Origin of the sequence: Pseudomonas sp. PDM27, from assembly GCF_019219205.1 — a bacterium.
In the GTDB taxonomy this organism is placed as follows: domain Bacteria; phylum Pseudomonadota; class Gammaproteobacteria; order Pseudomonadales; family Pseudomonadaceae; genus Aquipseudomonas; species Aquipseudomonas laurylsulfatiphila.
The window spans coordinates 147,122-165,754 of the sequence record NZ_JAHUWF010000008.1; the positions used below are offsets into that span (position 1 = coordinate 147,122).

19 protein-coding genes are annotated in these 18,633 nt (G+C 60.2%); 3 read left to right on the forward strand and 16 right to left on the reverse strand.

Features of this window, described 5'->3' with window-relative positions; genetic code table 11:
• Positions 1 to 22: 22 nt before the first annotated feature.
• From KW838_RS17790 to minC, 6 genes are all read right to left on the reverse strand, one after another.
• Positions 23 to 199: a hypothetical protein gene (locus KW838_RS17790; protein WP_008048365.1), complete on the reverse strand. Its 177-nt coding sequence runs from the start codon at positions 197 to 199 to the stop codon at positions 23 to 25.
• Positions 200 to 357: 158 nt separating this feature from the next.
• Positions 358 to 1,647, reverse strand: coding sequence for a M18 family aminopeptidase (locus KW838_RS17795; RefSeq protein WP_007974949.1), 1,290 nt, complete (start codon positions 1,645 to 1,647; stop codon positions 358 to 360).
• Between the two features lie 209 nt (positions 1,648 to 1,856).
• Positions 1,857 to 2,492: an RluA family pseudouridine synthase gene (locus tag KW838_RS17800; RefSeq protein ID WP_007974948.1), complete on the reverse strand. Its 636-nt coding sequence runs from the start codon at positions 2,490 to 2,492 to the stop codon at positions 1,857 to 1,859.
• 179 nt (positions 2,493 to 2,671) lie between these two features.
• Positions 2,672 to 2,926, reverse strand: a complete 255-nt coding sequence (minE, locus tag KW838_RS17805; RefSeq protein WP_007974947.1) for a cell division topological specificity factor MinE — start codon at positions 2,924 to 2,926, stop codon at positions 2,672 to 2,674.
• A gap of 3 nt (positions 2,927 to 2,929) precedes the next feature.
• Entirely contained in the window at positions 2,930 to 3,742 is an 813-nt protein-coding gene (gene minD, locus KW838_RS17810) for a septum site-determining protein MinD (protein ID WP_007974946.1), read from the reverse strand.
• 201 nt (positions 3,743 to 3,943) lie between these two features.
• The gene (gene minC, locus KW838_RS17815) at positions 3,944 to 4,681 is read right to left on the reverse strand and encodes a septum site-determining protein MinC (protein WP_046037759.1); all 738 of its coding nucleotides are present in this window, start codon (positions 4,679 to 4,681) and stop codon (positions 3,944 to 3,946) included.
• Positions 4,682 to 4,799: 118 nt separating this feature from the next.
• Here minC and KW838_RS17820 point away from each other — a divergent pair, with 118 nt between their 5' ends.
• Both KW838_RS17820 and KW838_RS17825 read left to right on the forward strand, forming a co-directional pair.
• Positions 4,800 to 5,732, forward strand: coding sequence for a lipid A biosynthesis lauroyl acyltransferase (locus tag KW838_RS17820; RefSeq protein ID WP_015096126.1), 933 nt, complete (start codon positions 4,800 to 4,802; stop codon positions 5,730 to 5,732).
• 151 nt (positions 5,733 to 5,883) lie between these two features.
• On the forward strand, positions 5,884 to 7,056 hold the full coding sequence (locus tag KW838_RS17825; RefSeq protein ID WP_218502036.1) for a patatin-like phospholipase family protein: 1,173 nt from the start codon (positions 5,884 to 5,886) through the stop codon (positions 7,054 to 7,056).
• Positions 7,057 to 7,199: 143 nt separating this feature from the next.
• On the opposite strand, the gene KW838_RS17830 is transcribed toward KW838_RS17825, so the two are convergent.
• From KW838_RS17830 to puuE, 8 genes are all read right to left on the reverse strand, one after another.
• Positions 7,200 to 7,985: an outer membrane protein OmpK gene (locus tag KW838_RS17830; RefSeq protein ID WP_102699326.1), complete on the reverse strand. Its 786-nt coding sequence runs from the start codon at positions 7,983 to 7,985 to the stop codon at positions 7,200 to 7,202.
• Positions 7,986 to 8,362: 377 nt separating this feature from the next.
• Positions 8,363 to 9,148, reverse strand: a complete 786-nt coding sequence (locus KW838_RS17835) for an outer membrane protein OmpK (RefSeq protein WP_126046605.1) — start codon at positions 9,146 to 9,148, stop codon at positions 8,363 to 8,365.
• Between the two features lie 169 nt (positions 9,149 to 9,317).
• Positions 9,318 to 10,670 (reverse strand): nucleobase:cation symporter-2 family protein, encoded by a 1,353-nt coding sequence (locus KW838_RS17840; protein ID WP_126046603.1) that lies wholly within the window; start codon positions 10,668 to 10,670, stop codon positions 9,318 to 9,320.
• Between the two features lie 165 nt (positions 10,671 to 10,835).
• Positions 10,836 to 12,137, reverse strand: coding sequence for a urate hydroxylase PuuD (locus KW838_RS17845; protein ID WP_102699323.1), 1,302 nt, complete (start codon positions 12,135 to 12,137; stop codon positions 10,836 to 10,838).
• Positions 12,138 to 12,188: 51 nt separating this feature from the next.
• Positions 12,189 to 12,692, reverse strand: coding sequence for an ureidoglycolate lyase (locus KW838_RS17850; protein ID WP_007960046.1), 504 nt, complete (start codon positions 12,690 to 12,692; stop codon positions 12,189 to 12,191).
• A 128-nt stretch (positions 12,693 to 12,820) separates the two neighbouring features.
• Positions 12,821 to 13,816: an allantoicase gene (gene alc / locus KW838_RS17855; RefSeq protein WP_007974931.1), complete on the reverse strand. Its 996-nt coding sequence runs from the start codon at positions 13,814 to 13,816 to the stop codon at positions 12,821 to 12,823.
• 89 nt (positions 13,817 to 13,905) lie between these two features.
• A complete protein-coding gene (uraD, locus tag KW838_RS17860; protein ID WP_007988147.1) occupies positions 13,906 to 14,421 on the reverse strand; it encodes a 2-oxo-4-hydroxy-4-carboxy-5-ureidoimidazoline decarboxylase in 516 nt (171 codons plus the stop codon).
• The gene (puuE, locus tag KW838_RS17865; RefSeq protein WP_102673301.1) at positions 14,418 to 15,344 is read right to left on the reverse strand and encodes an allantoinase PuuE; all 927 of its coding nucleotides are present in this window, start codon (positions 15,342 to 15,344) and stop codon (positions 14,418 to 14,420) included. The genes uraD and puuE overlap by 4 nt, the downstream gene beginning before the upstream one ends.
• 434 nt (positions 15,345 to 15,778) lie before the next feature.
• Between puuE and uraH the strand changes: the two genes are divergently transcribed.
• Positions 15,779 to 16,132 carry a hydroxyisourate hydrolase gene (gene uraH, locus KW838_RS17870; RefSeq protein WP_007974925.1) on the forward strand — a complete coding sequence of 118 codons (354 nt, stop codon included), beginning with the start codon at positions 15,779 to 15,781 and terminating at the stop codon, positions 16,130 to 16,132.
• A 179-nt stretch (positions 16,133 to 16,311) separates the two neighbouring features.
• Here uraH and KW838_RS17875 read toward each other — a convergent pair whose 3' ends face one another.
• A complete protein-coding gene (locus tag KW838_RS17875; protein WP_218502039.1) occupies positions 16,312 to 16,938 on the reverse strand; it encodes a LysE family translocator in 627 nt (208 codons plus the stop codon).
• Between the two features lie 72 nt (positions 16,939 to 17,010).
• The gene (locus KW838_RS17880; protein ID WP_007993083.1) at positions 17,011 to 18,360 is read right to left on the reverse strand and encodes an NCS2 family permease; all 1,350 of its coding nucleotides are present in this window, start codon (positions 18,358 to 18,360) and stop codon (positions 17,011 to 17,013) included.
• Positions 18,361 to 18,633 lie beyond the last annotated feature (273 nt).

Consider the following 18,633-nt stretch of genomic DNA (forward strand, 5'->3'; position numbering starts at 1 on the left):
AATGCGAGCCAAGGGCGATGAATTATTCGTTGAGTTTGGCGAGGATCTTGATCACCACGGTCGCGAGGATGGTCAGCATGCCGATCCACATGGCGAACACACCGGCATTTTTGTCGCGAAAGTTGAAGCCAACGGCCAGCAGGAGCATCCCGGCAAGAATCGGGATCAGCATGGCGTGAAAGGTGGACATCGAAATCATGGAGACAGCCTTGTCGAAGGGATACTTGAAGTCTAGGCGGCTTTTGAAGCAGCCGAATGATGTGTGTGCGTAGGAGCTGCCGCAGGCTGCGATCTTTTGATCTTGTTTTTAAAAAAGCAAAATCAAAAGATCGCAGCCTGCGGCAGCTCCTACAGGGGTTACGGCAACTCGCGGCAGGCGTAGAACGCGCTCAGTACCTTGACCAGGTGCGCCAGGTCGTGGCTGCCGCACAGTTCGCGGATCGAGTGCATGGCGAACGTCGGCAGACCGATGTCCACGGTGCGCACGCCCAGGTGACTGGCGGTGATCGGGCCGATGGTCGAGCCACAGCCCATGTCGCTGCGCACCACGAAGCTTTGCACCGGCACTTCTTCGGCCATGCACAGGTGACGGAAGAACCCGGCAGTTTCGCTGTTGGTGGCGTAGCGCTGGTTGCTGTTGACCTTGATCACCGGGCCGGCGTTGAGTTTCGGGCCGTGGTTGGCATCGTGCTTGTCGGCGTAGTTCGGATGCACGCCGTGGGCGTTATCAGCCGAAACCAGCAGGGATTTCTGAATGGTGCGTACGAATTCATCACCTTCAGGCAGCAGGCGACGCAGGGTTTGCTCGAGCATCGGGCCGTCGGCACCGCAGGCCGAGCAGGAACCGACTTCTTCGTGGTCGTTGCAGACCAGCACGCAGGTTTCGTCGGTGTCGGCCGTCAGCAGCGCTTGCAAGCCGGCGTAGCACGACAGCAGGTTGTCCAGGCGCGCACCGGCGATGAAGTCGCCATGCAGGCCAATGACCGCAGCGCTTTGGGTGTCGTAGAAACTCAGCTCGTAATCGAGCACCACATCAGCGTTCAGGCCGTGTTCGCGGGCGAGCTGGTCGGTGAGCACGGCGCGGAAGTCCACGCGTTCGTCACCGGCAAATTGCGCGAGGATCGGCGGCAGTTCGGTCTGGGCGTTGATGGCCCAGCCCATGTTGGCTTCGCGGTTGAGGTGAATCGCCAGGTTCGGAATGATCGCGACCGGGGCCTTGAAGTCGATCAACTGGCTCTCGACCTTGCCGTCACGCCGGAAGGTCACGCGGCCGGCCAGGGACAGGTCGCGGTCGAACCACGGTGCCAGCAGTGCACCGCCATAGACTTCGACACCCAACTGCCAGAAACCCTGGCGCTGCAGCTCCGGTTGCGGCTTGACGCGCAGGCACGGGCTGTCGGTGTGGGCGCCGACCAGGCGAATGCCGCCGTGCAGCGGCGAATGGCGGCCCATTTTGATCGCGACGATCGAAGAGTCATTGCGGGTGACGTAGTAGCGACCGTTGGCTTCGGTATTCCACGGCTCGCGCTCGTCGAGGCGTTGATAGCCCGCCGCTTCCAGGCGCTGAACAAGGCTGGCGGTGGCATGGAACGGGGTAGGGGAGGCCTTGAGGAAATCGATCAGGCCTTGGTTCAACTCTTCGCGCATAAAGTAGCTCCAGACAGCAGTGGCGCCAGTTTAACGTATTGGTCAGGGAATTGGCGGTGGTGTGCGGGTGGAGTGGCGCCCCCCCCCCCCCCTGTAGGAGCGAGCTTGCTCGCGATGGTCGTCAACGATAACGCGGGAAGCCTGGCGCCCCGCGGCGTTCTTGGGATCATCGCGAGCAAGCTCGCTCCTACAGGGGGAATGCGTTGCGTTCAGAACGGTGCCGGGCACTCGAAGCGCAGGCGCTCGCCGGTCTGGGGATGGGTGAAGGTCAGCATGCTCGCGTGCAGGCACAGGCGCGGCCAGGCTGCCAGCGCCTGCTCGTGGGCATAGAGCCCGTCACCCAGCAGCGGATGACCGATCGAAAGCATGTGTACGCGCAACTGGTGGGAGCGGCCGGTGATCGGTGTCAGCTCAACGCGGCACCAGTCACCGCAACGCTCCAGCACGCGCCAGAAGGTCAGCGCATGTTTGCCGAATTCATGATCGACCACATGCCGTGGCTTGGTTGGCGGGTCGTAGCGCAAGGGCAGGTCGATGCTGCCGCTGTCCAGTTCCGGCTGACCCCAGCACAGGGCGGTGTAGGCCTTTTCGGTTTCGCGGTCGTGAAATTGCCGGGACAGCTCGCGATGGGTATCCGGGTCGCGGGCCAGCAGGATGATGCCGGACGTTTCCCAGTCCAGTCGATGGACGATTCGCGCTTCCGGGTAGCCGTTTTCCTGCAGGCGGGTAATCAGGCAGTCCTTGTTGTCATCGGCCCGGCCAGGGACGGAGAGCAACAGGGTCGGTTTGTTCACCACCAGTACGGCAGCGTCCTGATGGATGATGTGGATGTTGGACAACGGCATTAAAACAGCCTCGTAACAAACGCCAACGGCGGCTCAGGCCTCTCGTTCCTTGTAGGAGCTGCCGCAGGCTGCGATCTTTTGATCTTGTTTTTGAAAAGCAAAATCAAAAGATCGCAGCCTGCGGCAGCTCCTACAAAGGCCTGAGGGGCCTGAGCCGCCGTGGCTCCTGGCGGATCGACTCAGCGATCAGGCAGGGTGATGTTGAGTTCCAGAATCGAGCAGCTGCCCTGGCTTTCCAGTGCGACATGCACGTCATCGGACCCGATATTGACGTACTTGCGGATCACCTCGACCAGTTCCTTCTGCAAGGCCGGCAGGTAGTCCGGGGTGCTGCGTTGGCCGCGTTCGTGCGCCACGATGATCTGTAGACGCTCTTTCGCTACCGACGCGGTGCTTTGCTTTTTGTTGGCACGAAAGAAGTCAAAAAGGTTCATTGCTTAGTTGCCTCCAAACAGGCGCTCGAAGAATCCCTTCTTCTGTACATCAAGGAATCGATGATCCACGGTCTTGCCCAGCAGGCGGTCAACGGTATCGCTGTAGGCCTGGCCGGCATCGCTCTGGTCGTCGAGAATCACCGGAACGCCCTGGTTGGATGCCTTGAGCACCGCCTGGGATTCAGGGATCACGCCGAGCAGGGTCACCGAAAGGATTTCCTTGACGTCTTCTACGCCGAGCATTTCGCCTTTGCTCACACGCTCCGGGTGATAACGGGTAATCAGCAGGTGTTCCTTGATCGGGTCTTCGCCGCGTTCGGCGCGACGGGACTTGCTGGCCAGCAGGCCGAGCATGCGGTCGGAGTCACGTACCGAGGAAACTTCCGGGTTGGTCACGACGATCGCTTCATCGGCGAAGTACATGGCCAGGTGGGCGCCTTTCTCGATGCCCGCCGGGGAATCGCAGACCACGAACTCAAAGTCTTCCTTGAGTTGCATCAGGACTTTTTCCACGCCTTCGACGGTCAGCGCGTCTTTGTCGCGGGTCTGGCTGGCGGCCAGCACGTAGAGGTTTTCCAGGCGCTTGTCTTTGATCAGGGCCTGTTGCAGGTTGGCTTCGCCGTTGACCACGTTGACGAAGTCATACACCACGCGGCGCTCGCAACCCATGATCAGGTCGAGGTTACGCAAGCCCACGTCGAAGTCGACGATCACTGTTTTGTGGCCGCGCAGAGCGAGGCCGGTACCGATAGCGGCGCTGGTGGTGGTCTTACCCACACCACCCTTGCCGGATGTAACCACGAGAATCTTGGCCAAGGTGTTTCACCCCTAAGGAAAAAGGACTTTTCAGCCCCTGAAAAACATCTCCTGAAAAACTACTGCAGTCGGACAGCCTTGGCTGGAATCCGGTTTGAGCGGCGCTTACCCCCGGTAAACACTGCTTTCGGCCTTTTTCCTACTTCGTTTGAGCCGTTTTCGCTACGTTTTAGAGATGCTTGGAAAATGCGGCAGTATCCGTTAAAGCCGAATGATGTTCAACACGTCGCCGGACAGGCTGACCTGCACACCCGAACCCCACAGAGGATCGCGGCGCAGATCTTCGGAAACCTTGTAATGCCCGGCGATGGAGATCAGTTCAGCACTCATTTGCTGACAGAAAATCCGCGCCTTGGTGTCGCCCTTGACGCCGGCCAACACGCGACCACGCATAGGGCCGTATACATGGATGTTGCCATCGGCGAGAAGTTCCGCCCCCGGGCTGACCGAGGAGATCACCACCAGATCGCAGCCCTGGGCATAAATCTGCTGGCCACCGCGTACCGGCGAGGTGATGATTTTTGTCGGCTTGATGGTCGGTTCAGGCGGTTTTTCCGGTTTTTTCTTCGGTTCGCCTTCGGTCAGGTCCAATGGACGCTCCCGGGCACCGGACGGTGGCAGCACCGGCAGGTCGACCGCAATGGCGGCGGCAATGTCTTCGATGCGGCTGGCGCGGATCGCCAGGGTACGCAGGCCATGCTGGCGGCACACGCGCATCAGGCCGGGCAGATCGACGGCGCCTTCGTTGGCCGGGAGTTTGTCCAGGGCCAGTACCAGCGGCGCGTTGCTGAAGAAGTTGGGCGCCTGGGCGACCTTGGCGGCCAGTTGCCGATCAAGGCTTTCCAGGTCGTTACGGGCCAGTTCCAGCACCGTAATGGCCAGCATGCTGCCCTTCAACTGGAACACGGGATCTTGGTCTAGCGGTTCGGTTTGGCTCATGGTCGGCATACAACGACTTGTCACTAAAAGTGCCGAGACTTATAACGAGAACGCCCGCAGGCCGCAAGCCGGGTCGAACGATGTAGAATGCGCGGCCATTGTCATTCCGGAAGCATTAATGGACCGCCCGCGTTTTCGAAAAGCATTTCTATCTCCACGTTTCTGGCCGCTGTGGTGTGGCCTGGGGCTGTTGTGGCTGATCGTCCAGTTGCCGTATCCGGCACTGCTGTGGATCGGCCGTGCACTGGGCGCATTGATGTATCGCGTGGCCGGCGACAGACGGCGCATTGCCAAGCGCAATCTGGAACTGTGTTTTCCGGAAAAAACCGCCGCCGAACGCAAACGCCTGCTCAAGGAAAACTTCGCCTCCACCGGTATCGCATTTTTTGAAATGGCGATGAGCTGGTGGTGGTCGCGCAAGCGCCTGGCGAGTCTCGCTCACGTTGAGGGGCTGGAGTATCTGCAGCAGGCCCAGCGCGAAGGCAAGGGCGTGATCCTGATGGCGCTGCACTTCACCACGCTGGAAATCGGCGCGGCATTGCTCGGTCAGCAGCACACCATCGACGGCATGTACCGCGAGCACAAGAATCCGCTGTTCGACTACATCCAGCGCCAGGGCCGCGAGCGGCACAACCTCGATTCGCTGGCGATAGAGCGTGAAGACGTGCGCGGCATGCTCAAATTGCTGCGCTCGGGCCGCGCGATCTGGTACGCGCCGGATCAGGACTACGGCGCCAAGCAAAGCATCTTCGTGCCGCTGTTCGGCATTCAGGCGGCGACCGTCACCGCCACGAGCAAGTTTGCGCGGCTGGGCAAGGCACTGGTGGTGCCGTTCACCCAGGAGCGTCTGGCGGACGGCAGCGGTTATCGCCTGGTGATCCATGCGCCGCTCGAAGGCTTCCCCGGAGAAACCGAGGAAGAAGACTGCATTCGCATCAACCAATGGATCGAAGGCGTCCTGCGCCAATATCCCGAGCAATACCTGTGGGCCCACCGCCGCTTCAAGAGCCGCCCACCGGGCGAGCCGAAGCTGTACGCCAAACGCCGTTGAACCCCGACCCCCTGTAGGAGCGAGCCTGCTCGCGATGGACTGGAGAGCGCCACGGGGCGTCAGGTTACCCGCGTTATCGTTGACGTCCATCGCGAGCAGGCTCGCTCCTACAAGGCAACGTCATCCCATCAAGCACCATGGAGAGTTGTGCATGAGTCCAGCTGAACCGGTTACAGGGCTGATTCTTTCCGGAGGCGGGGCTCGGGCGGCTTATCAGGTCGGGGTGCTGGCGGCGATTGCCGAATTGCTGCCGCCGGGGGCGAGCAATCCGTTTCCGGTGATCGTCGGCACCTCGGCGGGTGCGATCAACGCCGTCAGCCTCGCCAGCGGGGCAATGGACTTTCGTCATGCCATCCAGCGCCTGACGGCCTTCTGGCAGGGCTTTCGCAGCCCTCTGGTATTGCGCAGCGACTGGCCCGGGGTCATTCGCCAGGCCAGTCGCTTTGTCAGCCACAGTTTGCTCGGCATCGGTTCCCAGGTTCCGGTGGCGCTGCTCAACAGTTCGCCGCTGAGGGATCTGCTCAACGACAAGCTGCATATGGGCGGTATCGCCGAAGCGATCGCACAGAAGCAATTGCAGGCGGTGGCGGTCACGGCGTTCGGCTATGAGTCTGGCCAGGCCGTCACCTTTTATCAGGGCGGCGGCAAGATCGATGCCTGGTTGCGCCACCGACGCATCGGTGTTCCCACCCGACTGTCGGTTGAACACTTGCTCGCCAGTTCGGCGATTCCGCTGCTGTTCGCCCCGGTGAAAATCGGCGAAGAGTATTTCGGTGATGGCGCGGTGCGTCAGTCGGCGCCGATCAGCCCGGCGCTGCATCTGGGCGCCAGTCGGGTGCTGGTGGTGGGCGTCAGCGGCAACCCCCGCGGTATCGACCCGCAACAACCCTTGCAGCGCAGCTACACCGGGCAGCAGCCGACCCTGGCGCAGATCGGCGGGCACATGCTCAACAGTACGTTCATTGACAGCCTGGAAAGTGACATCGAGCTGTTGCAGCGCCTGAACCAGTTCAGTCACCTGATGCCTGACGGCACACCGACCCGCGCATTGGGCGTGGCACCGGTGGACGTGCTGGTGATTTCTCCGAGCCAGCCGATCGATGAGATTGCCGCGCGACATCGTCAGGAGTTGCCGCCGGCATTGCGCCTGTTCCTGCGCGGGCCGGGTGCGACCAAGACCAGCGGGGCGGGGGTGTTGAGTTACCTGCTGTTCGAGGCGGGGTATTGCAGCGAGTTGATTGAGCTGGGGCGGAGCGATGCGTTGGCCAAGCGTGGGGAGTTGAGCCGGTTTCTCGGCTTGGCGGAGCCTGCAGTCTCGGCTTGAGATAGGCGGTGCAGCCATTCGCGAGCAAGCCCGCTCCCACACTCGATTTTCAGCGAACACAATAATTGCGTACGGCGCAGATCAAATGTGGGAGCGGGCTTGCTCGCGAAGGCGCCCATGTAGACGCCTACAGAATTAAATGATCAGAAGTGAACCTTGACCAGGAAGCTGGTCACGCTCTGATCCGTCTTGAAGCCCTGGCTGTCTTCAATCCCGTACTTGTTTTTCCAGTAGTCATACTCGACACCCACGTACAGCTGCTTTTCGCCAAGGTTCAGCGCTTTGCCCAGGTCGTATTTGACCTGTGGGTTGAAGTGCAGGTTGGCGTGGTATTCGCCTTTGCTGTTGACATCGTTGTCGACGACCCAGTCCATGAAACCGTCGATCAGCACGTCCGAGTCACCCACCGGGATGGTGTAGGACCAGACCGGCGAGACCTGCCAGATGTTGTCGCCCGGGCGGTCGCCTTCGGTGTGACGGTTGTAGAAGTTCAACTGGAAGTAGTCGAAGCCCGGGATGGCCAGGTCGAAGCCAGGGCCGATCAGGTACGACTCGGTGTCGTCTTCGCCGAACTCATAGGTCATGGCCAGCAGGACGTCCTTGATCGGGCCTAACTCGAACTTCTGGTCGAAGATCTTGTTGAACGACAGGCGCGGGCTGAGCTCGCCATAGTGGGTGTTTTCACCCGCGAAGTGGTCTTCCTTGCCGTTGTAGAAGATCTTGTCGATGAAGAAGAAGTTGTCGCCGTACTTCCAGCCATCGGCGTGTTCGAAGGTCACCGTCTGCTGGATGCGCGGGTTGACCTGGAAGTCCTTGCCATACAGGTAGGTCAGGCTGTTGGTCTGCCACTGCAGCAAATCGCCGGCCATGGCCTGGCCCCCGACCAGCATCGATCCCGCCAGCATCAGGCTAGTGCACGTACGTTTCATTCGGTTGCTCCCAAAAAGTAGGTGGTTCCACGTTATTTTTTTAAGGTCGGCGCTCTGGTGTGGCGCCTGTTTCCGTAGCGGTAAAAAATGATCCAGTTGGTCAGCTTTGGTGCTGATAGCAAGAGCTGAGCCAAGGCTTTCAAAAAGCAAAAAAACTCCCGCTCGACGGCTCAAAAGCGGTCGATTGAGAGGGGTTTTGGAGTGCCTTGGTGTCTGCCAGCGCCGGGATAAGTTGGCTTTCTGGTCAGGTTTTACATCCGGGCTTTTTTTTAAACCGGATTCGGGCGGCCGCGGAGAATACTGACTCCTCGGCCAGGTCTCAAGTGCTCCGCAACGGCGCACCGACGACAGGTTTGGCGCACGGTTGCGGGGCAGCATCAGAAATGCACCTTCACCAGCAGGCTGGTGGTGTTTTCATTGGTGTCGAATTTGCCGCTGTTTTCGATGCCGTACTTGTCTTTCCAGTAGCTGTATTCGGCGCCGACGTACACCTGTTTCTCCCGCCAGCCCAGGGCCTTGCCCAGGTCGTACTTGATCTGCGGGTTGAAGTGCAGGTTGGCGTGATAGGTGCCATGGGCGTTCTGGTCGTTATCCACGACCCAGTCCATGTAGCCGTCGATCAACAGGTTCGAGTTGCCCAATGGCAGGGTGAAGGACCAGGCCGGCGTGATCTGCCAGACGTCGTCGCCGGGACGCGAGCCTTCGGTCTGGCGGTAATAGAAATTCAAGGTGAAAAAATTGAAGCCCGGTACCGCGAGGTCGAATCCGGGGCCGATCAGGTAGGCCTCGGTGTCGTCTTCGCCGTTCTCGTAGGTCATGGCCAGCAGCACGTCCTTGATCGGGCCGAACTCGAAGCGACGGTCGAGGATCTTGCCCAGGGAGAGGCGCGGGCTGAACTCGCCGTAGTAGGCGTGGACGCCTTTGTTCCGGTCTTTCTCGCCGTTGTAGTAGGTGCTGTCGATGAACATGAAGTTGTCGCCGTACTTCCAGCGGTCGGCGTGCTCGAAGGTTATCGTCTGCTGGATTGATGGGTTGACCGCGAAGTCCTTGCCGTACAGATAGCTCAGGCTGTTGGTCTGCCACAGCAGTAAATCGCCGGCCATGGCCTGACTCGCGGCCAGCAGGCCAGCACCCAACAGCAGGTTGGTTTGTGTCCGAATCATCTGTTGCTCCCTCTTGTTTTTATTTTTGAGGCACAGGAAACCCCTGCCCTTGTAGGAGCGAGCTTGCTCGCGATGGTCGTCAACGATTACGCGTGTTATCTGGATAAACGCGGTGTTCTCGGGTTCATCGCGAGCAGGCTCGCTCCTACAGGGGGTGTGCGTTTCTGTCTTAGTGGGCGTGGCAGTCGTTGATGGCCGCGCGTTCGGCGCCGCCAAGGATGTTGAACAGCAGGTTCAGCGTCAGCGCGCTGAGGGTGGCCATGGCGATGCCGCTGTGGGTGATCGGGCTCATCCACACGGGCAGGTGGGCGAAAAACTCCGGGCGCACCACCGGGATCAGGCCCATGCCGATGCTCACCGCCACCAGCAACTGGTTGCGACGGTCACCGATGTCGGCTTCCTGGAGAATCTTGATCCCGGTGGCGGCGACCATGCCGAACATCGCAATCGCTGCGCCGCCCAAGACTGCCGGCGGGATCGAGGCCACCAGGAATGCGGCCTTGGGCAGCAGGCTCAGGACGATCAGCAAACCGCCGGCGACGATGGTCACGGAGCGGCAGCGCACACCGGTCATCTGCACCAGGCCGATGTTCTGGGCAAAGGAGGAGTGGGTGAAGGTGTTGAAGAACCCGGCGAAGAACGAGGCGCCGGCATCGCACAGCAATCCGCGACGCAGCATCCGTGGGCAGACTTCCTGGCCGGTGATCTTGCCCAGCGCAAGAAACATCCCGGTGGACTCGACGAAAATGATCACCACCACCAGGCACATCGACAGGATCGGTGCGAGTTCGAATTTCGGCATGCCGAAGTGCAGCGGCGTAACGAATTGCAGCCATGGCGCCTGAGCCATGCCGCTGAGGTCGACCATGCCGAGCAGGCCGCAGAGCACGTAGCCCAGGCACATGCCGATCAACACGGAAATATTGACCCAGAAGCCGCGCATGAAACGGTGGACCAACAGGATGGTGCCCAGCACCAGAGCGGCGATGGCCAGGTAGATCGGCGAGCCGAATTGAGCGGCGCTGGCACCGCCGCCGGCCCAGTTCACGGCCACGGGGAACAGCGACAAACCGATCGAGGTGATGACCGTGCCGGTCACCAGAGGGGGGAAGAAGCGCACGACCTTGGACATGAACGGCGCGATGAGCATGCCGAAGAAACCGGCGGCGATGGTCGCGCCGAAGATCCCCTGCAGGCCGATACCGGGCATGCCGGCCATGGCGACCATGCTGCCGACGGCAGCGAAGCTGGCGCCCATCATCACCGGCATGCGAATGCCCATGGGGCCGATGCCGAGGGACTGGACGATGGTGGCAATACCCGCCACCAGCAGGTCGGCGTTGATCAAAAAGGCGATTTCTTCACGACTCAGGCCAGCGGCCTGTCCGATGATCAGCGGCACCGCGATGGCGCCACCGTACATCAGCAGAACATGTTGCAAACCGACCAGGATCAGTTGCAAGAGGGGCAAACGCTGAATGGCGGGTGCGTCGGGGATGCGCGCTGCGGATAGCTCGGACATGCAACACCTCGGATCTTTTTTATTCTTGTGATTTACAGCCGCAATGTTGCCGGCAGCTGTATTCGAATCAGGTAGGCCGCTTTGCGGCCATTCGCGGGCAAGCCCGCTCCCACAGGTTCTGTGTTGCCTGTGTGGGAGCGAGCTTGCTCGCGATGCTTTTAACGATTAATTGGTCTGGGCTCCCTGCACAATCCAGGCACCGATCAGGTCACGTTCCTGCTGGGTCATCTGCGTGATGTTGCCCAGTGGCATGATCTGGCTGGTGACGGCTTGCGCCTGGATCCGCGGTGCGTTCTGGCGGATCTGCTCGGGGGTGTCGAGCATCACGCCGGCAGGGGCCGCACTGAACAGCGGGCTGGTGGGCTTGGCCGAGTGGCAAACCGCGCAACGTTCCTGAATCACGCTGTGCACTTTGTCAAAGCCAGGGCCGGCGTTGGACGCTTGCGCTGGAGCGGCGGCTGGCGTTTCTGCAGGTTTGGCTTCAGCGGGTTTCAAACCACCGCCCACTGCGGTTTCCGGCAGCGGCTGGTATTCGATCTTCGCCGGTGCCTTGGCCACTTCCGGGCTGTTCAGCGGCGCAGGGCCGGTGACGTAAGCCAGACTGATCATGCCGACGGCTGCGACTGGAAGCGTCCAGGCAAACTTGTGGCTGTCATGACGGGTGTTGAAGTAGTGACGCACCAACACCGCCAGTACCGCGATCCCGGCCAGGATCAACCAGTTGTACTGGCTGCCGTAGGTGCTCGGGAAGTGGTTGCTGATCATGATGAACAGCACCGGCAAGGTGAAGTAGTTGTTGTGACGCGAACGCAGCAGGCCTTTGGCCGGCAGGGCCGGATCCGGCGTGCGGTTCTCGGCGATCGCCGCCACCAGTGCACGCTGTGCCGGCATGATGATGCGGAACACGTTGCCGACCATGATGGTGCCGATGATCGCGCCGACGTGCAGGTACGCACCGCGACCGCTGAACACTTTGCTGAAGCCGTAGGCCGCGCCGATGATCAGCACGAACAGGATGAAGCCGAGCAGGGCAGGGCGTTTGCCCAGGGCCGAGTCGCACAGGAAGGAGTAGACGAACCAGCCGATGAACAGCGAGCCGATACCGATGGCCACGCCTTCAGGACCGCTCAGGGTGCTGCCCGGAGCCAGCAGGTAGAGTGTCGGGTTGGAGTAGAACACCACGCACAGCAGCGCGATCCCCGACATCCAGGTGAAGTAGGCTTCCCATTTGAACCAGTGCAGGTTGTCCGGCATGGTCGGTGGGGCCAGCTTGTATTTTTCCAGGTGGTAGATACCGCCGCCGTGGATCGCCCACAAATCGCCGGCCAGGCCGGTTCTCGGGTTGACCCGGTTGAGGTTGTTTTCCAGCCAGACGAAATAGAACGACGCACCGATCCAGGCCACGCCAGTAATCATGTGAACCCAGCGCACGCTCAGGTTCAGCCATTCCAACAGATGTGCTTCCACAGTCTTTACCTCTCGCCCGTCACTCTTGTTGTCGAGTGATCGGACCTTCTCTTATTGGTGGGGGGCGAGGATCAAACGCTCATCCTCTTTGAAAAAATGCTCATCGCAGTTATTGCCTGTGCCACTGCGATCAACCACCAGGAAGTCATCCCGCTTTTCGATCGTCAGCACCGGGTGGTGCCAGACGCCGCGATGGTAATTAATGCCCTGCCTGCCGTTGGTGACGAAGGCGCGGACCAAGCCTGATACAGGTTCATCGCCAAGTGGCGCGACCACGATCAGAAAGGGGTTGCCGAGCAGCGGAATGAAAGCCTGGCTGCCCAGCGGATGGCGCTCCAGCATGCTGACGGTCAACGGCATGTCCTGCGCGTCGGCGCGGAAGATGCTGATGATCGCGTTGTCCTCTGGCGTAGCGGTTTCGACCGTCGCCAGTTTATGGAAGCGCATGGTCGAACCGTTGTTGATCATGAAGTGATCGCTGCCGTCGGTTTCGATCACGTCACCGAAAGGGGCGAAGGCTTCTTTGGTCAGCGGTTCAATCGTCAGTGTGCGCATGCTGGTCTTCTTACCTTGAATTCTGTGTTGTTAGTTCTATCGCCATCGCGAGCAAGCTCGCTCCCACATTGGATTGTGGCGTTCACAAAACCTGTGGGAGCGAGCTTGCTCGCGATTGGCCTCACCGCTTATTTAGCGACCTTGCCCAATACGCGCAGGCGGCTCACACCACCATCCGGGAACACGTTCAGGCGGATGTGGGTGATCGGGCCCAGTGCCTTGATCTGCTCGGCGAAGGTGTGTTCGGCGTGCATTTCCAGCTTCTGGCTTGGCAGCAGTTCACGCCAGAACAGCGATTGGGTTTCGATCTGGCTGTCGGTGCCGCCCTTCACGAAGGCGCCCTGGATCGAGCAGCTGTCCGGGTAGTTGCCCTTGAAGTGCAGGGTGTCGACGATGACTTTCTCGACTTCACCGGCATGACCCAGCGCGACGATGACCCAGTCATTGCCCGGGGTACGGCGACGCGCGGTTTCCCAGCCGTCGCCCATGTTGATGCCACGGCCCGGGTTGAGGATGTTGCTCATGCGGCCGAAGTGTTCATCGGAGCAGGCGAGGGCGCGGCCACCGTTGAGGGCGGCGGCCAGGTCGACTTGCTCGTTGTCGCCGATGGCCGACCAGTCGCGGAACGGCACGCCGTACACACGCAGACGGGCCACGCCGCCATCCGGGTAGATGTTGAAGCGCAGGTGGCTGAAGGCCTGGTCGTTGCTGATTTCGTGGTAGTGGTGGCTGTTGCCTTGAAGCTCGACGGCGGACAGCACTTCGGTCCACTGGGTGTTTTCATCAGGCTCGCCGGACGCCAGGAAGCAGGCTTCCAGGGACGCCGATGGCGGGAAGTTGCCGGTGAAGAATGAAGTGTCGATGTCGACGCCCTTGATCGAACCCGGTACGCCCAGGCGGATCACGGCGCTGTCGAAGCCTTCGAAGCGCTTGCGGCGCGATTCCCAGCCGTCCATCCACTTGCCGTTGTCATCGAACACGCCCTCCTTCCATACGGCCGGGGTCGGTTGGAACAGACGGTTGGCGTCTGCGAACCAGTCATCGGTGACCGAGATGATTTTGGTGCCCAGGCGGGCGTCGGCCAGGTTGACGAACTTCTCGAAAGGTACGGCGTAAGCTTTCATTCTTCTTGTCTGCCTTTAATAAGTTGGCTTGGGATGCTTGCAAGGCCCTGGGCGGTTTCGGCGTTCATGAAATCGCTGGGCCAGGCTTGCTATAGGGTCAGTAATCGGAACAGGGCGATCTTGTTGATCTCCGCCAGCGCGCACTTGAACTCGGTGTCGACCGGGTTGTGGATGCGCGTTTCGAACGCTGCGAGGATCTGATGCCGGTTGCTGCCTTTTACCGCCATGATGAAGGGAAACTTGAACTTGGCTTTATAGGCGTCGTTCAGCTCGGTGAAGCGCTGGAACTCTTCGGCCGTGCATTGGTGAATACCGGCGCCAGCCTGTTCATGGGTGCTGGCTTCGGTCAACTGGCCCTGGACGGCGGCTTTGCCGGCCAGGTCCGGGTGAGCGTTGATCAGAGCCAACTGGCTGGCGTGATCGGCGCTCAACAGGATGTCGCTCATGCGCTGGTGCAGGGTTTCGATCTCGTCGATCGAGGCATCCTGGCCCAGGTCGAAGGCCTTTTCGGCCACCCATGGCGAATGTTCGTAGATGTCGGCGAAGGCTTTGACGAAGGCGTCGCGGCTCAATGTCGAGGGTTTCAATGTTTGAAAGGCGCTCATTTCGCGGCCCCTTGGTACGGGTGGGTTTCCTGCCAGTGGCGTGCAATGTCGACGCGACGGCTGAACCACACCTGTTCATGACTTTTAGCGTATTCGATAAAGCGCTTGAGCGAAGCCAGACGCGCCGGACGGCCGATCAGGCGGCAGTGCAGGCCGATCGACAGCATCTTCGGTGCTTCGGCGCCTTCGGCGTAGAGCACGTCGAACGCATCCTTGAGGTATTCGAAGAAGTCGTCGCCCTTGTTGAAACCCTGGACCTGGGTGAAGCGCATGTCGTTGGTGTCCAGGGTGTACGGGATCACCAGGTGCGGCTTGCCGGTCGGGTTGTTCGGTTCCCAGTAGGGCAGGTCGTCGTCGTAGGTGTCGCAGTCGTAGAGGAAACCGCCTTCCTCCATCACCAGGCGACGGGTGTTCGGACCGGTGCGGCCGGTGTACCAGCCCAGTGGGCGTTCACCGGTGATTTCGGTGAGGATGCGGATCGCTTCGAGCATGTGCTCGCGTTCCTGGTTTTCATCCATGTACTGGTAGTCGATCCAGCGGTAGCCGTGGCTGCAGATCTCGTGGCCGGCATCGACCATGGCGCGGATCACGTCCGGGTGACGCTGGGCGGCCATGGCCACGGCGAAGATGGTCAGCGGAATGTCGAATTCCTTGAACAGTTTCAGGATCCGCCACACGCCGGCACGGCTGCCATACTCGTAAAGGGATTCCATGCTCATGTTGCGCGCGCCTTGCAGCGGCTGGGCAGACACCATTTCCGAGAGGAAGGCTTCGGACTCTTTGTCGCCGTGCAGGATGTTGCGCTCGCCGCCTTCTTCGTAATTGAGTACGAACGACAGGGCTATGCGGGCATTGCCCGGCCAGTGTGGATGAGGAGGGTTACTGCCGTAACCGACCAGGTCGCGTGGGTAGTCAGCGCTCACTGCAGGCTTCCTTCTTGTTCGATGATGACGGTTGGTGTGACGCAGCTGAAGATTGGTTGGCAGGCTGGCGTCACAGCGATGGGCTGATTGTATACAACTTTATATTCACTTTGTAAGCCTGAATTTTCGCATTTTTAACCGACTGTCATCTTTTACTGCTATTGGCGTGAGCCTGCAAGAAATCTGCCTGACTGGTCAGTAATTTGATGAAGGGTTCATGGAGTGTGCTGTTCGGCGGGAAATCGGCGGCAAATGTGCAGGTGCCGGGTATGGCGCGAAAAATGTCGTTTTTATTGTGTACAATTTTTTTGAAAAGTGTCTTAATCAGTCGCTCGCCGCAACTTTTCGTGCTCCGAATCGGTGCGGTCTCCTTTTCAACTGACTTCGGGAGGCGCGAAGTCTGACTGCTCCATGCAGGCAGGCGCGCAGAATCAATGGGACGTTTGACTACACACGTTTTGGACGCAGCACACGGTTGCCCGGGCAGCTCGATCAAGGTCGAGTTGTACCGCGTTGAAGGATCGCACCTGGAATTGGTCGCCAGCGCGATAACCAACAGCGATGGCCGTGTCGATGCACCGTTGCTGCAAGGCGATGACTACCGCACCGGGGTCTATCAGGTTCAGTTTCATGCCGGCGATTACTACCGCGCCCGCGGCGTCAAGCTGCCGGAGCCGGCCTTCCTGGATGTGGTGGTGCTGCGTTTCGGCATCTCTGCCGAGCAGGATCACTACCACGTGCCGTTGTTGATTTCGCCTTACAGCTACTCCACCTATCGCGGCAGCTGATCCCCCAAGCAGCTGCTGCACCCTGGAAGCGACTGCGCATATAGCTTCTTTGGTCTTTCGCCCGCTCACACTGCGGGCTTTTTTTCGTCTGTGAAAAAATCAAAAGATCGCAGCCTTCGGCAGCTCCTACGCGGGATATGTAGGAGCTGCCGAAGGCTGCGAGCTTTTGCTCTTGCTGTTTAGCGGCTCAGCAGAGACGCAGCCCCCGCACCACCAAACAACCCCGCACTGATCCGGTTGAACCAGCTCTGGCCCTTGCCGCTGCGCAGATAGCGCGCCGCACCATGGGCGCCGAGGCCGTAGGCTAATTTGCACAGCAGGTCGAGCAGGGTCCAGGTCGCAATCATCACCAGCAGCTGCGGCAGGAACGGCTGTTCGGCACTCAAGAACTGCGGCAGGAAAGCGGCGAAGAACAGGATGTCTTTCGGATTGCTGGCGCCCAGCATGAACGCACGCCCGAACAGTGCGCGAAAGCGTGGCACCGGCGCGGCCTGTGGCACTTCGGCGCCATGGGAAGGCAGGCGCGATTGCTGCCAGCTCTGCCAGGCGAGGTAGAACAGGTAAAGGGCACCCAGAATCTTCAGGGCGCTGAACAGCTGTTCCGATGCCAGCAACAACGCACCCAGGCCCAGCGCCGAAGCACTCAGCAGGCAGATCGATGCGGACACGCCGCCGAGAAAGGCCGGGTAAGAGCGGCGCAGGCCGTAATTCAAACTGTTGCTGATCATCAGCAACGACAGGGGTCCCGGGATCAGGATCACTATCAGCGCAGCGCCGCTGAACAGCAGCCAGGTTTCCAGACTCATCACTTTCCTCCATTTGCACAAAAGCCTCACCCGAGGGGGTGAGGCTGTTTTGAAGCGGGTCCCGCGTAAGGTTTACAGGAAGATGAACTTGGCGATGAAGATCGCGCAGAGCACCCACAGACTGACGGAGATTTCCTTGTACTTGCCGGTACCGGCCTTCAGCGCCACGTAGGTGATGAAGCCCAGCGCGATGCCATCAGCGACCGAGAAGGTCAGTGGCATCATGATTGCGGTGACGATCGCCGGGATGCTGTCGGTCGCTTCATCCCATTCGATGTGGGCCATGCCGCCCATCATCAGCATTGCTACATAAATCAGTGCGCCAGCGGTGGCATAGGCGGGAATCATGCCGGCCAGTGGTGCGAAAAACATTGCCGCTATAAATAGCACACCCACGGTGACTGCGGTAAGACCAGTCCGACCACCCGCAGCGACACCGGCAGCACTTTCCACGTAGCTGGTCACTGGCGGAACGCCGACTACCGCACCGAATACGCTGGAAGCACTGTCGGCTTTCATGGCGCGGGAAAGGTTTTCGATGCGACCGTCAGCGCCCACCAGGTTGGCGCGCTGGGCAACCCCCATCAAGGTACCGGCGGTGTCGAACATGTGTACGAAGAGGAACGCCAGGACCACGCTGATCATGCTGACGTTGAACACGCCAGCGACGTTCATGGCCATCCAGGTCGGAGCCAGGCTTGGCGGGGCCGACATGATGCCCTCGTAGTGCACCAGGCCCAGACCCCAGCCAGCGAGGGTCACGGTGATGATGCTGATGAGGATCGCGCCGAACACCTTGTGATAGCTGAGGATGGCGATCATCAGGAAGCATACGGCGGCGAGCAGCGGGCCGGGTTCGCGCAGGGAGCCGAGCTTGATCAGCGTGGCCGGGCTGTCGACGACGATACCCGCGGTTTTCAGGCCGATCAGCCCCAGGAACAGACCCACGCCGGCGCCCATGGCGAAGCGCAGGCTGACCGGGATGCTGTTGAGCAGCCATTCGCGGATCCGCGAGAAGGTCAGGATCATGAACAACACACCGGACACAAACACCGCGCCGAGGGCGGTTTCCCAGTTGTAGCCCATGGTGCCGACCACGGTGTAGGTGAAGAAGGCGTTGAGCCCCATGCCTGGCGCCAGGCCGACCGGCCAGTTGGCGTACAGGCCCATCAACAGGCAGCCGAGTGCTGCAGCGATACAGGTGGCGACGAATGCCGCACCGTGATCGATCCCGGCGTCGGCCATGATGTTGGGGTTGACGAAAATGATGTAAGCCATCGTGATGAAGGTTGTCAGACCGGCAATCAGCTCGGTCTTCACCGTGGTGCCGTGCAAGCTGAGTTTGAACAGACGTTCCAGCAGCCCATTGCGTAATGGCGGCGAGAGATCCAGCGTCGATGCTTCGGATTTGCGGCTTTCCACAGCGAGTACTCCTCAAGAGTTTTATTGTTATTTCCAGGGCCGGACCCATGAGGGTGGCAGCGGCCCTTTGAGGCACTTGCGAATTTGTTGACCGCTTGGTCAGGAACTCGCACGAAGTGGATTATGCTTTTGTATACAAATAATGCAAATAATGTTTTTGGTTTTGTCGACGAAAAGTTTGGCTTTAGGGATATATCGCCTGTTCCGGCCCCTTCGCGGGCAAGCCCGCTCCCACAGGAAACCCGGTCAGGCACAAGATTTGTGGACACCATC